The 17,499-nt window shown below is 28.2% G+C and carries 9 protein-coding genes; all 9 read right to left on the reverse strand.

What is annotated here, in order from left to right; all coding sequences use genetic code 11:
• Positions 1 to 15: 15 nt before the first annotated feature.
• Positions 16 to 858 (reverse strand): ABC transporter permease, encoded by an 843-nt coding sequence (locus CS884_RS08025; RefSeq protein ID WP_099321348.1) that lies wholly within the window; start codon positions 856 to 858, stop codon positions 16 to 18.
• Positions 855 to 1,754, reverse strand: coding sequence for an ABC transporter ATP-binding protein (locus CS884_RS08030; RefSeq protein ID WP_099321349.1), 900 nt, complete (start codon positions 1,752 to 1,754; stop codon positions 855 to 857). The genes CS884_RS08025 and CS884_RS08030 overlap by 4 nt, the downstream gene beginning before the upstream one ends.
• Before the next feature lie 99 nt (positions 1,755 to 1,853).
• Positions 1,854 to 3,515: an ABC transporter ATP-binding protein gene (locus CS884_RS08035; protein WP_099321350.1), complete on the reverse strand. Its 1,662-nt coding sequence runs from the start codon at positions 3,513 to 3,515 to the stop codon at positions 1,854 to 1,856.
• Positions 3,508 to 3,774, reverse strand: a complete 267-nt coding sequence (locus CS884_RS08040; protein WP_099321351.1) for a CXXX repeat peptide modification system protein — start codon at positions 3,772 to 3,774, stop codon at positions 3,508 to 3,510. The genes CS884_RS08035 and CS884_RS08040 overlap by 8 nt, the downstream gene beginning before the upstream one ends.
• Before the next feature lies 1 nt (position 3,775).
• On the reverse strand, positions 3,776 to 5,965 hold the full coding sequence (locus tag CS884_RS08045) for a radical SAM peptide maturase, CXXX-repeat target family (protein ID WP_099321352.1): 2,190 nt from the start codon (positions 5,963 to 5,965) through the stop codon (positions 3,776 to 3,778).
• Between the two features lie 296 nt (positions 5,966 to 6,261).
• Entirely contained in the window at positions 6,262 to 6,867 is a 606-nt protein-coding gene (locus CS884_RS08055) for a response regulator transcription factor (RefSeq protein WP_004167020.1), read from the reverse strand.
• On the reverse strand, positions 6,839 to 8,392 hold the full coding sequence (locus CS884_RS08060; RefSeq protein WP_099321353.1) for a hypothetical protein: 1,554 nt from the start codon (positions 8,390 to 8,392) through the stop codon (positions 6,839 to 6,841). The genes CS884_RS08055 and CS884_RS08060 overlap by 29 nt, the downstream gene beginning before the upstream one ends.
• A 733-nt stretch (positions 8,393 to 9,125) precedes the next feature.
• Positions 9,126 to 9,782 (reverse strand): DNA-binding protein, encoded by a 657-nt coding sequence (locus CS884_RS08065; RefSeq protein WP_099321354.1) that lies wholly within the window; start codon positions 9,780 to 9,782, stop codon positions 9,126 to 9,128.
• A 43-nt stretch (positions 9,783 to 9,825) separates the two neighbouring features.
• Entirely contained in the window at positions 9,826 to 17,469 is a 7,644-nt protein-coding gene (locus CS884_RS08070) for a helicase-related protein (RefSeq protein ID WP_099321355.1), read from the reverse strand.
• Positions 17,470 to 17,499 lie beyond the last annotated feature (30 nt).

Below are 17,499 nucleotides of genomic sequence, written 5' to 3' on the forward strand. Positions count from 1 at the left end.
CCCTCCATTTCTAATTTAATAAATATCTCTTTTACTAAGAATCACGGTGTTTAATATTATCATAATTACCAAATAAACGATTGATAAAATAGCCACTCTTAAATAAATGGAGCTACTGCTATTAATAGATAATAATACTATATTTCCCGATATAAGATATTTCATAATTGAAGATGAAAAATTCCCAGATATTTGATGGATTATTGTATCAAATATTTGTAATATTCCAGCTGACTCAAGGAGACCAATAATAAGTGTAACGGCAGAATTTCTTATCAAATACGCCAAAAACATTATTATAATACTATAGGTTATATATAATAAGTATTCTGTGAGTATATATTTTATGAATATTCCTATTTCTGTGAATTTCAAATATCCTTCCATAAAGTAAAATGATAATGACATAATAATAAAATTAGTAATAAATATAGCTAATGTGTATACACATATTATTGCTACTTTTCCTAAAGTTAACTCTATTTTTTTTGGAAAAACTTGATTAATATTTTTTAGAAAACTAGATTTAAGTTCATCTCCTATATACATTACGATAAAAACTGTTTGAAACATCAATAAAATTTTACTTTGAATATTTCTCATAAATAATTCAGTTATAGGTATATAGCCTAAATCTAACCAATCTGGAATCACACTTCCAACATAAATCCCCCAATTTATCTGTGTGAAATTTATTTTCAAATTTTCTAGTGCTGCTTTATCATTAATATAGTAATGATAATCAACTTTTGTCATATATACAGATCCAATTATCATAAGGCTACTAAGAATTAAAATTATCCATGGATATTTGTTTCTTCGTAGTCTATATAACTCTAATTTTATTGCTCTACTCATCTTAATATCTCCATATAATAATCTTCAAAGCTCATTTCTTTTACAGAAATTGAACTTATTTCTATACCACAATTTACTAACAAAGAGTTTATTAGACTTATTTTATCAAAGTAATCGTTTAATATAACTTTTTTACTATTTATAATCTCATTTTCATATCCATGTTTATTTAAAATTTTTGATACTTCATTCGTTTTGCTGGTTATTATCTCTATTCTTGATCTACATTTTTTATGCAAATCTTCTATTGTAAACTCAGCTAGTAACTTCCCTTTTGAAATTACTCCAAAATCTGTTGCGATTTTAGATAACTCTTCCAATATATGGCTTGATATAATTATGGTAATGCCGTATTTTTTATTAATTTCTTTTAACATATTTCTAATATCGACTATTCCTTGAGGATCAAGTCCATTAATTGGCTCGTCTAAAATAATAATTTCAGGAGATCCTATAAGAGCCATTGCAATGCCAAGTCTTTGTTTCATTCCTAAAGAGAAACTCTTAACTTGTTTATTATAACAATTTTCCAGCCCAACTATTTTAAGTATTTCTTTTATATAAATTTCATTTTCTATATCATAAGATAAGCATTTTAATTTCAAATTATCATAAGCTGTTAGCTGCATATATAATGCTGGTGTTTCTATTAAATTGCCTACTTTACTAAAATAACTAGAATTTTTTTTAACATTGTTACCAAATAGCTCTATATTCCCACTACTCTTATTAGATAATCCAGATATCATCCTCATAATAGTTGATTTTCCAGCTCCATTATCTCCTATTAAACCATAAATAGATTGTTTTTTAATTTTTAAATTAACATTATCTATTGCTGTAAAATTTCCGAAATTTTTTACTAAATTTTTAGTTTCTAATATATATTCGCTCATTTGATTATTCCTTTCTATAATTTTATGAGGAATACTATATAATGATATTATATATCCTACTTTTAACATAATTATAAGAGCTTTTATAAGATATTTCAGCTAACTTTTGTGAATATTTTTGTTTTTTATTAAAGAATTTTTATCAGGCATTAAAATTATTTCATTACATACTCTTTGTATTTCATGGTCATGAGAAATTATTACTATTATTTCATTTTTACTTTTTTCTTTTATTTTAGAAATTACTTTATTCTTCATTTCTTGATCCAATCCAGACAATACTTCATCCAATAAAATAAAAGAATATCGACCAATCATCACTCGAGCCAGCTGTACTTTTTGTTGTTCTCCTTTTGATAAAGTATCTTTCAAATTTTTAGTACTATATTTTTCAATTCTTTCTAATTCTAAGAATTGAATTATTTTTTCTAAATATAATTCATCTACTTTATTTTTCTCTAATAATGTTATATTAGAATTTATGTTTTCACGTAATATAAATGATTTACTCTCTATAAACAAAACTTCATTTCTTAATTCTTCATCTTTATAGTTTCTTATATCCTTACCATTTATTAAAATTTCTCCTTCGTAATCAGTATAAAGTTTACTTATTAGATTAAATATTGTTGTTTTACCTGATCCATTTTCTCCAACTATTCCATATAAACCAGGTTTCGATATTTCGAATGAAAAATCTTTCAATACGTATTTATCATCATATTTGAACGAAACATTTTTAAATTTAAGACTAGTTACTTTTGATAATTTCTTTCCATCAGTTTTCTTTTCACTGTCATGATCCATAATTTTCTTATATCGTTCTAAATCTACAATAACTTCATTAAAAGATAAGTTTAAATCACCAATGTTTTTAATTGACGAATGTAACTTTTCCATATAACTACTAAAAGCAACTATATTTCCCAATGTCAAATTTCCTAATATTATTAATTTTGCTGAAATGAATAATATTAGAGAACTTAAAATAATGGTTATTAAATCTTGTAAACTCGTTACAGTCATCTTTATCTTCAAATTAGACATAGATACATTTTTTAAATCCTGAAGCTTCTTCCCATAATTTCCTTTAAATGTTTTTTGTAAATTATTTAGTTTTATTCCAGTTAAATTCGAAATCGTATCTACTAGATAATCTGAATATGCATCTAAATTTGCAATATAGTCTCTTTGTTTACTAATAATAGTACCTTTGAATATATAGTTAATTCCGTAAGTCAATGGAAGTAATATAATCGCAATTACAAATAATTTTAATGATATACTAATCATAATATAGGCAGATATAATGATGCTAAACAAAATCATTATAATGCTTGAAAAAAAATCTATATAGAAACTGACTATTTTATCACCTGTATTTTCTACTCTACTTACAAGTTCTCCTTCTCCATACGAATTTAAAAATTCATATCTTGTATCTAATATTTTAGAAAACATCGCTTCTTTTATACTGTTTGAACAATCCACTGATAATATATTGCCAAGCCATTCCTCTAAAATACTGCTTAAACTTTGAAATATATTTAAAGATAGACTTATAAGAATAAACTTTGATACTAATTGCAAATCTTTTATTACTATTAAATCAATAATTTTTCCAAATATATAAGGAATCGCCATACTTGCAATTATTCCTAATAGTATGACTATTATTAAATATATAATTTTCTTTTTCTGTGGTAATATAAATTCATCAATTATTTTTTTATGTTCACGCCAATCATACATATTATTCATCTACTAAATATACTTTTCTAAATTTAAAGTCAATTGACCAAAAAGAATTGTCAGTACTTTCCCAAATATATTTATCGGATGTATCTCTCCACCATTTCTCATATTCTTCTACTATTTTTTTATAATCTCTATTTACTTTTTTATAAATTTCTTGACTTTCCGATAAGATTTTCAACAAGTTTTCTAAGGCTATTTTCTTTTCAAGAAGCTTTTCTAAATTTCTACTTTCTTCCTGTGTTAATGTTCCAACTTCTTTCAACTTAGTTATCCTCCAAGTATTTTTTGTTTAAAATTCCATTTACAGGATTTTTTTCTAAAACATCAACAAATGGATCTAAATAATTTAGTGGCTTTATATGTATATCAAACTCCATTATCTTTGATAATTTTTTCTGTAATTCATAAGATACTCTATATTCAATACTAGATTTTACACATGAATTCTTAGCCGGTATATTAACCTCATTTGTATTTATATAATTTTCGAAACTACAAGAATTACAATGACAAATACTGCATTTATTACAAAGTGGAGAATATTTTTCTGAGTATAAATGTCTATTGTATTTCTCTTTTATTCCATCTTCTAAGCTTCCTATATAATCCAAAGGAAAATTAAAGTAAAATTCTGGACAAACATAAAACTTTTCGTTGCTAGCAAGGGTATAAGAATTCAATCCACTATCACATAATTCTTTTTCTTCCATAAACATTTCATCAGTTATTACATTTAGTTCTTTAATTATTCCTTTATTCGAATATTCGTAATAAATATAATCAGAAATATTCATTAGTTGTTTTTCATATAGGTTATAATTGAATTGTTTATCAATATCTAATATATTTAGATTAATACTGTTAGTCTTATTGAATAATTTTGTTACAAAATTCTCCAAATCACTTAAATAATCAGACGATATATTTAATATTATATTTTCTTCTAATTTCATATTTTTTACAAACTCTTCGTCATTAGGATATTCAATTGTAAGGATATATTTATTAGTTATTTTTCTTATACTATCTTGATTTCTTATTGAGCAATGGTGAAAAATATTTTGTCCTTTTAGGTCTATCTCTTTGAAATTTAAATTGAGTCCATAATTGCTATGTATGAATACTGGTCTTAGAAAATTATTTTTAGCATATTCTAATCCTTGCATTATTGTTTCATTAGACATAATAGTAGATCCACTTCTATTATCACTACTAGCACAAGTTCTTACAGGTGAATTAGATAATAAAAAATAAAGTTTATCTCTTTCTTCGTTATTAATTTCTCTTTCAATTCCATACCTATTATGTAGTTCTGCAAAGTAGTAGTTATTTGCTCTTACTCTTGCTTTATGCATTTTACAAATATACTTTGCCTTTTGAAAATTTGTATTACTTTCTGCAGAATCATAATTATGACCAAAACATGAAGTGCATCCGCTTGCAATCCTGCAGTTAATACACTCCTCATCAGATTGAAATTTCGTATTTATCAGATAATAAGGTCTTATTTTATCAAAATCTATACCATTCTCTACATCACCAATTACAACTTCTTTTTTATTGTTAAGTGAATAATTTTTATATCTCATACATGGATACAATGATCCATCGGGACCAACTGCTATCATCTTTCCAGCACCACATGAAGCTGTTTCTAATATTTCTTTAATATTTGGAAAACCTATAGATTCATCAAACAAAGTACAAGAATATTTATCAAATAGTCTATTTTCCAGGATATAGTCTGCCAATTCAATTAACTGGTCTTCAAAAATTTTGTCATCTTCATCTTGCCAAACATCTTCAAATACTACATTTGCTGCTACATCAGATATTCCTAATTCCCATAAATGAATTATGCTATCTTTTAAATATTTCAAATCTTTGCTTGCAAATGTTACTTTGGTCGAAGCTTGAAATTGATTTTTGTACAATTCTATGTTTTTTATTATTTCATCATAAGAACCTTTACCATTTGGGAAAATTCTATGCATATCATGTTTTTCTTTAGTACCATCTAACGTAATTGCAATTTCAAGTTTTCCTTGATTTTTCTTTATAAAATCTTGTACTTCTTTACTAGCATAATTAATCCCATTTGTCGTTATATTAATCCTATAATCCCAATACCATTCATCATTTAATATATATGTTTTTAATTTAAAATAATCGCATATTTGATCGATTAGTTTTATTTCAAGTAATGGCTCTCCACCTATAAAATCTAATATAACTCCATTTGGTCTAACTATTTTATCTGAAAGTACATAATCAATAAATCTCTTAGCTACATCAAATGACATTTTTTTGTTTGAAGATTTATGTGTAATATAACAATAACTGCATCTTAAATTACAATCCTCAGTTACAATAAATGTTAATGTTTGAGCCAGACCATCTTTCCAAATATTAATTTCTTTTCCAAGTTTGTAAGTTATATTATTTTTTATCATCTTTATTTAAATTATTATTAAATGTACTATGTGAATATTTTGGGTGTTTAGCAGCATTCTTTGCTGTACAACTATACCTACAAGTATTAGTACACGATAATTTACACACGTTAAAAGGAGTAATTTCTCTTCCTATCATATTGTTTTTTAGTTTACTTGAATAATTCGTCACTTTATCACCTCTAAATATTATTAATTCTATACTTTTTCTTTAATTTTATATTTTTTTAATTTCAGTTTCAGCTAACTTTTGTGAATAAAAAAGCATTAGAATTTTTAAATCCTAATGCTCATCATCAAAATGAATCTACATAACCTAGTTCTCTTACCTTGTCTATCATTTCTTGATAATTTCTAACATTTAATTTTTGATATATTCTAGATAAAGATACCGCTAAACTTCTAACATTTGTATTAAGTTCTTTAGCTAGTTCTTTCCTAGACATACCATTTGAATACAATCTCACTATTTTTAATTCATATTTTGTCAACGATTCTAACATATAATTTTCCTCAGGAAATATTATCTTATCTTTTTCTACAATACTTTTAATATATTGTATTAAATTTTTAGTATCTTCTTCTTTAGAAATAAAACCTCTACATCCTATTTCTTTAGCTCGTTTTATATAAAATTCTAATTTATATGCAGTTAAGATAACAATTTTAATTTCCTTATACTTTTCTATTAATTTTTCAGCTAGATCTAAGCCATTTACTGTTCCTTCAATACCCGTTAAGTTAATATCTATAAGTAATAGATCGTAACTAAGAATTGATTTATCTGTATTAAGTTTTTCAATGCAGTCTATTACATCTACAGAAATAGATTGTTCTGTTTCTAAACTCATTTTTAAAGAAGTAGCTACCATTTTATGATCTTCTATTAACAAAATTTTCATTTACAACTCTCCTATCTAATGGAATTTTTATTTTAAATTGCACATACGATTCTTCTAATTCTTCATTATTCTTAAATATTTCATATTCAAATACCCCTCTGTATTGTTTTAAATTCAGCCTTAGAATATTTAAGCCTATATTGCCTTCTTTAATTTTATCTTTATCTTTATCTTTTATATAATCTCCAACGTTTGTAACTGTTAAGTAAATTATATTTTTTTCTACTTTCAGATTAATATTAGTGTTGTAACCTTTAGAATGCTTAAATGCATTTATTAACAACTCATTAATACACTTATATACTAGCTCATCATAAGGTGATGAAAGTTCAATATCTTTTTTACATTCAAATTCAATAAGCATCTGTTTACTTAAATACATATCTTCTAGATCTGATATAAGTTTATTATATGCATCATACAAAGAACTGTACTCTTTAATCTTAGGATTAAATGAATCAATTTCATGTCGAATTAAATCATTCAATTTATCTAAATTCTGTAATATATAATTTTTATCTGAACCTGACAAATTATCTTCAATCCATCTACGTATTGCTATTATAATTTGAAGTATATCATCATGTAAGAATGTCTGAATTTTTAAAGTATTAAGTCTTTCAATTTCTCTGTTTCTATATATTTCAACATAATAACTATCTAATAATTCATCAAAAGTAACACTTTGATGTTTCTTATACTCCTTATAACTTCTAAATTCTGCTAAATATATAAAAAAGTAAAAAGATAATAAAGTAATATCTACTACAGAAATACCAACTAAATATAGCATTACAAATAAAACAATATAACCTAAAAATAGGTTCCTCATGGCTTTGATAAATAATGCTAATCCTTTTCTTACATCAGTAATCATAATTTTATATAGTAACACCGACTCCATTGATATAATTGACAATAATAGGTACTCACTAATTGAAACAATCTCAATACTATTGATTTTCTTATAAATACAAAAAGAAATAATAAAACATATTTGTAAATATAAAATTGTCCTTCTATTATTATGTCTTATTTTTTTATCTAATATATAAGAAATACCAGGACTCATTAATAAGAGAATAACTACATATTTATATATAAAATCGGATAATGGATAATTATAATTCATAGTTAAAGCTGAAATAGAAAGAATAATAATTATAATTAGTTTTTGAATACTTAACCTATATGTTGAACATATCAACGCTAAATTTTCTAACACTAATAAGCTATATATGATTAATTCTATGTGTTTTCCTATTTGTAGATTAATTAGTATTGTATCTTCTGCACATATAAATGTTATAAATATAATAGTCAGAATACTATGCTTTAAGATAAATTTTTTATCAGAATTTAATATTGTAATAACATACGAAATAAAATTTACAATACTCAGCAAAATTATTATTATAATCCCTATATCTTTTCGTTGGTAATACTTTATAAAAGGAATTATAGGTATAAATAAAACAATTTGTAGTATAATGTGAGCAATCAAAATCAAATCTTTTCTTTTCATAATTTTTCCTTATAAATGTTGATAAACACAAATAATCGTAACTCTATAATATAGACAATGTGTGATTTTATATCAATATTCTTCTAATATTATTATATACTATATCTTAGTATAAATTAGTTATTTTAGTATCTGTTATTCTACCTACTGCTTTCTAGTTATTTTTAACTCTTTTATTTATTGTAACCTTATCAATAATAAATCTCAGCTAACTTTTGTGTATTAAGCATAAATTTATCAAATATTCAAATAATACTTTAATAATCATTGTTTATTCAAATCTAGTATAGTCTAATTTATAGCCCCTCTCACATCACCCTTACGTACCGTTCGGCATACGGCGGTTCAATATTTTCTTGTATCATATTATTTATTACTTATGTATCTATTTTCCTTTTTTCTTTTTGTATCTGAACCTTAAGAGATGAATACGTTCTTCCTTGTGTTCCATCAAGTCATAATGCATCCTTTTCAAATATTACAATAAATATCGTTCCTCCCCTCGCTCCATTTCCATTACAGAAACTTCTTCGCTACTATGGATTCTGCTGACATCTCACTATTCGTTGTTACTACTATTTCGCTATTGCCTTCTCTCTCCTAGATGTACCATCTAAAACTTGCAAGTCGCTATTAGATTCGTTGGTAACTACGCTCTGTAGGGATTTTCACCCCAGCATTAAAACATACCCGTCATACCAAAAAACAAAGGCAGTCCGAAGACTGCCGTTATTTATCTCTCTGTACCTTTGCTATGGTCTTTCTTGTTTGATTTAGCTTTGTCATATGTCTTAAAGCTTTTTATTTGCCCTAATATAGACTTTTTATCTTTATCTTGACTCTTTAATTGTTCTTTTGCTTTTAAGAGCTTAGAAGACAAAATACGGACATTTTTATGTTCCTTTCCGTTGTAATCAATGCTTGTTTTTACTTGACCGAAGATTTTAACAAAATCTCCTTGTTTCAGGTTCTCTAAATCTTTTGTCTTATCTCCATAGGCTGAACAATTGGTATAAACTTTATTTCCATCGTCATCTTTTGAAACAATTGAGAAATTACTTACTTTAAACTTTTCTCCATTGGCATTCTCTCTTTCCAAGTTTTCTACTTTACCAGCTATATTACCCACGAGATTTATAAGATCATCTTTTTCTTCAATATCACTGACATTTTCAACAATCTTACCTTGTTCTTTCATATCATCAATCATATAGTCAAAGTCATCATTTAGTAGACCTGTTGTGTCATTGTTCATATATAAAACATAGACTTCTTCAAGTGCCTTTTCATCATTAACACCTTTTTCTATGCTCACAAGTGCTTTTATAAAATCCTTGTAGTTATCATTCATCATTTCTTGTAAGTTTTCTCTAATATCTTTGTATTCCATATTTTCCTCCTTGTATTAAATAAGGAGAGCTACTAGCCCTCCTCTATCTTTCTTGTCCTTTTTCGTTTTTTTCTTGGTTTTTATCTTTTTCTTCTTCTGATTTAAATTTTGATATTTGTCCCAATATTGATGGTTTCTCTTCCCTTGAGTGAAGATTGTCCTCTACATCATAAGTTGATTCAAAGTAATCACTATCTTTAAAATCATTGTCATACCTATCTGGTATTCCATCATTGTCAAGATCTTTTGCTAGTGGATCATAGAAGTTTCCATCATCATCTATTTCTAGTCCTAGAGCTTGTTTTAAATCTTCTTCATCTACTGATACCAGATCATCAAAACTTGACATCTTTATCGCTTCAGTCACGTCTTTAATAGCTTGTGAATTAGATATATCTTCTTCTACAAAAGATTCTGTTCTAATAGCAACATTATCTACATACTGAGTCCATGTTTTTTCTTCCAAATTTACCTCATATTGAATAGAATGCTTCCCATCAGGTGTTTCTGTATAGGCAAGTCCTATATGGCTTAAATCGGGGTATAATTTGTCAAAGTCTTCATAGCTATTAGATTCTGAAAACTCATAGTTAGAATAATCAACTATCGCCCTCTTTAAATCTTCTAATAATGGTGATTGGTTTTCTAATTCTTCTACTTCTCCCATATCTAAAAGTTTATTAATCTCAGCAAGTCTTAGAGTCTTATCCCTTAACTCATCTGCTTTTTCAAATGGTTTGGTCAATTCTACTTTGGCATTTTCTAAAGATTCTTTATAGTTTTCAAGGTTTTGATTTAACCTTTCAAGTCTTGAAGGCATTTTTTCAATGGCATTATCAAGTCTTGTTATATTACCATCAGTAGAGTTTGAAAACTCTCCAAAGTATTCTGCTTTCCCTAGGAGTTTAAAGGTATGAGTATTAGTCATGAAATTATATGAAACTTGTAAGTCTAAATTTCTATATTTACCAATAACCTTGCTATCATTTATCTTTAACTTTTTTATTTCTTCTAATAGCTTCTCTCCAGCTTCTTTCTTATCTAAAATTTTATTTGTTCCGAGACTTATTGAAGTGAATTTGCTATCTCCTTCTCCTAATTTCTCTACACTTGCAATATCTTCTTTAACTGCTTGTATTTCCATTTCAGTTTTTAAAATACTTTGAGGATAAATTTTATTTACCTTATCTTCGAGCTTATATTTATTAGACTTGTAGTTTGCTTCCAGCATTTTTAGTTTTGTAACTTCGTTATCTAAATCCATCTTTTCTTTAATTAGAGGATTACCAGTAGCTAAAGCCTTAATTTCTGAATAAGATAGACTTGCTTCATCAACATCTTCTGCAACTCTTACTGGAGTTTTTGAAGTCATAATTTGGGATATGAATTTCTGCTTATTTTCTATAGTCTGCCATAAATAGGCGTCAAAGGTATTTTCTGTTACATACCTAAAGATATTTACCTTATCATTTTCATTACCTTGACGAACAATTCTACCACTTCTTTGCTCTAGGTCAGACGGTCTCCAAGGGACGTCTAAATCGTGTAAGGCTATTAGTTTATTTTGTACATTTGTACCTGCTCCCATTTTTTGAGTAGAGCCTAATAATACTCTTACTTCTCCTCTTCTTACCTTAGAGAACAATTCATCTTTTTGTTTATCTGTATCTGCTTCGTGGATAAAGGCTATTTCTTCTTTTGGTATTCCCATATTCACTAGCTTATTTCTAATATCATCATAGATATTAAATTCTCCATCTCCTTTTGGTGTAGACATGTCTGAAAACACTAATTGGGTCGATGAATTTTCTTTTGTCTTATCCCAGATCGAAAAGATATTTTTAACGCATACATTTACCTTTGAATTAGGATCATCGGGAAGTAGTGGATTTATTAATCTTTGGTCTAGGGCAAGTTTTTTACCATCATTTGTAATCTTTAACATATTATCTTCTGTTGGCTCTACTTGGTTATTTCTAACTGCGTCAGCTCTTTCTGAAATAGCTTCTAATATTTCTTTTTGTTCCTCAGTAGGTTTTGTTTTAATAACTTCAAAATTTGCTTCTGGTACTGGCAAATTTAACATATCTGAAGTCTTTATATCTGCTACTTCTTTAAACATAGACATCAACTCTGGCAAGTTATAGAACTTTGAAAATCTTGTCTTTTGCCTATATCCAGTGCCTTCTGGAGATAATTCAAAGGTATTTTCTGTTTCTCCAAAAGTAGAAGCCCAAGCGTCGAAATGTTCTAATCCTCTTGCCTTTAAATCGTCATATTGAAGGTATCTTTGCATGGTATAAAGCTCTGTCATTGAATTTGATATTGGTGTACCAGTAGCAAACACAACTCCCTTGCCATTTGTCATTTCATCCATATACCTACATTTCATATACATATCTGAAGACTTAAAGGCTTCACTCTGACCGATACCAGCCACATTTCTCATCTTTGTATGCAAGAATAAGTTTTTGTAATTATGAGCTTCGTCTATAAATAACTTATCTACTCCTAGTTCTTCAAAGGTTATTACATCATCTTTTTTAAAGTCATCATTTAGTTTTTCAAGTCTTACCAAGAGTTTCTTCTTTGTCTTTTCTAGTTGTTTTACTGTAAAATTTTCTCCTCTATTTCTTTTGTTCTCATCAATAAAGGAAACTATATCATCTATTTGGTCTTGTATATGTCTTACCTGGTATTCCTTAGACATTGGTATTTTTTCAAATTGAGAGTGTCCTATGATGACCGCATCATATTCTCCCGTTGCAATCCTACCAATAAATCTTTTTCTATTTTTGGGTTGAAAGTCTTTTTTATCGGCCACCATAATATTTGCTGACGGATATAATTGCATAAACTCTCTACCAATTTGAGTGGTTAGATGGTTAGGAACTACAAATAATGATTTACTTGCAAGTCCTAACTTTTTAGATTCCATAGCAGAAGCTACCATTTCAAAAGTTTTTCCTGCTCCTACTACATGGGCAAGCAGTGTATTTCCGCCATAAAGCGTTCTTGCTATGGCATTTTTCTGATGTTCTCTAAGTCTGATTTCAGTATTCATTCCATCAAAAGTTAAGTTAGAACCATCAAATTCTCTATTTCTAATTGAGTTGAATTTTTCATTATAAATCTTTTCTAATCTATATCTTCTATCAGGATCTTCAAATATCCAATTCTTAAATTCTTCTTTAATCAGTTCCTGCTTTTGACTTGCAAGCATAGTTTCTTTTTTATTTAATACAGATGTCTTAGAACCATCATCATTTATTACTTGGTCAAATACCTTTGTATCTTTTAGATTAAGAGCATTTTCAATTAGCTTATAGGCATTTACTCTACTTGTACCATAAGTCATATTAGCAAGGTCATTAGTTGAGTCAACGCTTTTACCTTCAATGTTCCATTCACTTGTGTGTAGTGAGAACCTAACATTTATATTCCACCTATCATAACCAGGTGTTTTCAAAAGATTAAAGGTAAAGTCTTCTATATCTTTTTGAGGTATCCAAGTTGCTCCTAACCTTACATTTATATCAGAAGCTGTGAGTTCTTCAGGCATAACTTCTTGTAATTTCTCTCTTTGATATTTAAGTTTGCCTAACTCGTTTAATAATGTGTCTTTCTTTTCAGAAGGTGCTAAATCTATTACATTTTCAATTTCTCCGATATATGAATTGAGATAACCAATCTTTTCTCTAATATTTCCACTTAAATATTCATCAGCCGATACATATGAAAAATGAAATGGATCGTCATTGTCAAAGTTTTCAAAGGGCATTCTGTTATTTATTAGGTCTGTGTCCTTAATATCTAAAAATATTTCTCCCTCAAGCTCACCAATTAAGGTGTCCCTATCTTTACTTGTGATAGATTCCATATATTCAAAATCTACATATCCTTTTTGTGAAACTGATAAGACTAAGGCTTCAAGAGAAGTATCTACATGGTCTACTACTTTTGCCTTTGTTATTGTTTTTTTTGAGAATATATCACTCTTAGCTTTAAAATTATCCTCATCATCAAGTATTTCTATTGATGAAACTAAAGGAAAGTTTGAGTCTTCCTTTAAGGCTCTAGTATTTGATAAGGAGTTAATAAAGCCATGTTTCTTTGAAAAGTTATCATAGACTTCATTTAAGTTTGCTTGTGACTCTTTTATTTCCTCGTCAGAAAAATCATCCTTTTGCTTTTCTATTACATCTTTTAAGGCATTCAGTATATCAAGATAATCTTTTATTTTTTCTTTATTTTTATCTGATATATTCTGCTTAATTAAGACTGAATTTTCTCTTAGATAGACATCTTCGTCAATAATGGTATAAGAAAAATTCTTAACATCATCTGTTGCTGGAAGACTTAATTCTTCATCTTCCAATATCTCGACTTCTTCATATTTAGAATTTGAAGATATTTCCTTACTTGCAATATCCATTAAGTCTTTTAACTTTTCATCTTCTTTTTCATCACAAGTAATAGTATTGCCAAATCTGCCAGATACTTCTTTCATATTCCCTAATACCATCTGAGGATTATCTACAAAGTATTTATTATAAGTCAAACCCTTTTTATCAGTTGCTAGATGAATCCAATCATCATCTCTTTCTATAACTGAATCTCTCTTTTTCAAGAAAATAATATCTGAAGTAACTTCTGTACCAGCAAGTCCTTTAAATATTGTATTAGGAAGCCTCATAGCTCCTAAAAACTCACATCTTGCATTAATATATTTTCTAACAGATTCATCTTTTTTATCCATAGTTCCAGATGAAGTTATGAAGGCAATAATTCCTCCATTCCTAACCTTATCTATTGACTTTGCAAAAAAATAATCGTGAATCAGAAAGTTATTTCTGTTATATTCACGATCGTTAACTTTAAAATCTCCAAAGGGAACATTTCCTATTACCAAGTCAAAGAAATTATTTGAGAAGTTTGTTTCTTCAAAACCTTTAATTTGAATATTAGCTTCAGGATAAAGTTCTCTTGCTATTCTTCCGCTTAGACTATCTTTTTCTACTCCATAGACTTTAGAGCTTTGTATTTCACTTGGCATACTTCCAATAAAATTACCGACTCCTGCAGATGGTTCAAGGATATTCCCAGTCTTAAAACCCATATCTGTTATGGTCTTATATATTCCATCCATTACCTCTCTAGGTGTATAAAATGATGTTAGAGTAGACTCTTTAGCATTCAAATACTCATCATTTGTTAGATTTTCTTTTAAAATATTTCTTGCTTCAAGCCATTGTCCTCCCTTTTCTTCATCAAAGACATCGGCAAGACCACCCCATCCTAGATAATCAGCAAGATAGGCTTGTTCATACTCTCTTGGACTCCTATTTTCATTTTCAAGTCTTTTGAGCATCTTAATAGCTTTTATATTTTTATCTAGCTTTTCTGATGGTGTTAGGTATTCTGAGTAGATATGATTTTTCAAGTCATAATTTCTAGCAAAACTTAGCCTTTCCTTATTAGGTTCATAGCCTAGATTTTTTAAATCCTCTTTACCCCTCAATAAGTTTTCGGCTGCTTCTCTTGGAACATTGTATCTATCCATCATTTGGTCAATTTCAAGATTGTGGTTATCTATAAAGCTTTCTTGCTCTACTTGTCTTTCAATTTGTTTTTCATGCTCAGATAATTTGTATATCTCATAATTTCCACTATCTAAAAGGTCATCAATCTTTCTACTTTCTTCAAATGTTTCACCTTTATATAAAGGGAATTCTTCCCCATTAACTTCTACCTTAGTTCCAGCTTCAATTAAGTTAATTCCATCAAAGGTATTCTTATCTTCTAAAATAAATTCTTTTCCAACCTTTACTGCTAATTTTTCTGATGTTTGAGTTAGATTTTCAAAGATTTCTTCAAGGTATGAATCGTTTCTATATGGAATTACTTCCGAACCCCTAATCATACCTCCCATATACTCCATATTATCTCTAATGGTTACAGTTTTAAGTCCTCCACTTAGTTCATCAAAATCTGTAATGGTAAAGTCCTTATCTTTATATCTAACCTGATCACCTATCTTAAACTTAGGCTCTATCTTTTCCTTAACTTCTTCTTGTGAAGCTTTTTCCTCACTTAGTGTAACTTGTTCTTCTAAATATGAAAATTCACGCTCATTTACTTCTTCACCATCACCAAGGTCAATCCTATAGTGTTCGACAACTTCACCGTCTACATAGTGGTCAAAATAGAATTTGAAATATCCTATATAATCATCAGTCATTTCTCCAAATTCATTTTCTCCATGAGTTTGATTATGGTCTTTAACATCTATATCCTTTTGTCTTAGGACATTAATTAAATCCTTAGTTACTATCTGTCCACTATAATCGGGAACTAATTCATGGTTTTCATTAAATTCTACAATCCAGTAGTCTTTTCTATTTTCAGTGTTTTTGCCATCAAAAAAAGAAGCTTCATCAGCTTCCTTTTCTTGACTTATTTCATTTTCTAAGCTTCCACGTATTCCTTGATTGCCATTATCTTCACTGTTGCCATTAAGTTGTTCATCTGTCCTTGGTATTCCTCTGGATTCTCTCTCATCATCTTCTCTGTCAATCCTTGTGCTTTCATCATCTTGACTTTCTCTCTCTTGATAAAGTCCACTGCCTGATTCTGAATTTCCTTCAGATGGTTCAAAAGTGTTTTCTCCTCGTACTTTTCCTGAAGTTTCTTCCAGTTCTCCATGTCCTCGCTCCCTACTAGATAAGATAGTCTTAGAACTGCGTATGTTGGATTCGGAAATCTCTCCATAAATTCCAGATCCTTCTCCATCATATCCAGGGTTTTCTCTTCGATCTTCATCGCTATTTCTTCTGTCGCTTCCATCTGTGAAAACTCGTCCATCTCTACTTCTTGACCTATCATCTCGTCTATATAAATCATTTTTACCTCCTCTATCTTCGTTTATATTTTCTATATCTCTATTATAGTCGCCACCGGCCCTTTCTGTCAGCAGCCTAGCTCGATCCATTTCCTTAGATTTTTCTATTGTGTTATCTATAATATCTTCACTAACCCTTGATATTACAAGACCTATCTGCTCTAAAGAAATTGTATTAATCCTCGAAAAATTATTTTTTAAATTTTCCATATCCATAGGATAAACTGTATTAAACCTATTAGCTACCGCATAGGATATTGAGTCTCTCATAAACTTTTCAAAGCTAAGTCTATCCTCTATATCTATCCTCAAATCAGCAAGAGCCAAGTTAATGTATTCATCTCCATAAATTCGACTTAAAGAAAATATATTTTCATTAAGTGAATCACTCGCTTCAAATGAAGAAGCATTTATTATTTCTTTTAAAGCCTCATTATGGTTTTCGTGATCAAACTGCCATAAGCTAACCTCATTAATATTCCTATCCATTGATGTGGTCTGACTAATATCAAAGATGTATGAAATTCTTTGATTTATATCACTTCCAACTAAAATTGGAATACCCTTTTGACCTCTCATAACAACTCGACCAAAATATTTCTTCCACATATCAAATGTCGCACAAGCTCTAGCTTCAGGTTCTTTGTTGTATATACTTAGTTGGCTAGAAAAATCATATTTTTGATTGTTACCTATAACTTTTAAGAGTTTTAAATATTCTTTTTCATCTTGCAAAACTTCATATTTTATTGCTTCTTGTATATTCTTAAAATCATTTACTTGCATTTCCTACCTCCTTTTTAGTGCAATAAAAAA

The organism is Anaerococcus sp. Marseille-P3625, from assembly GCF_900232825.1.
Taxonomy (GTDB): Bacteria; Bacillota; Clostridia; order Tissierellales; family Peptoniphilaceae; genus Anaerococcus.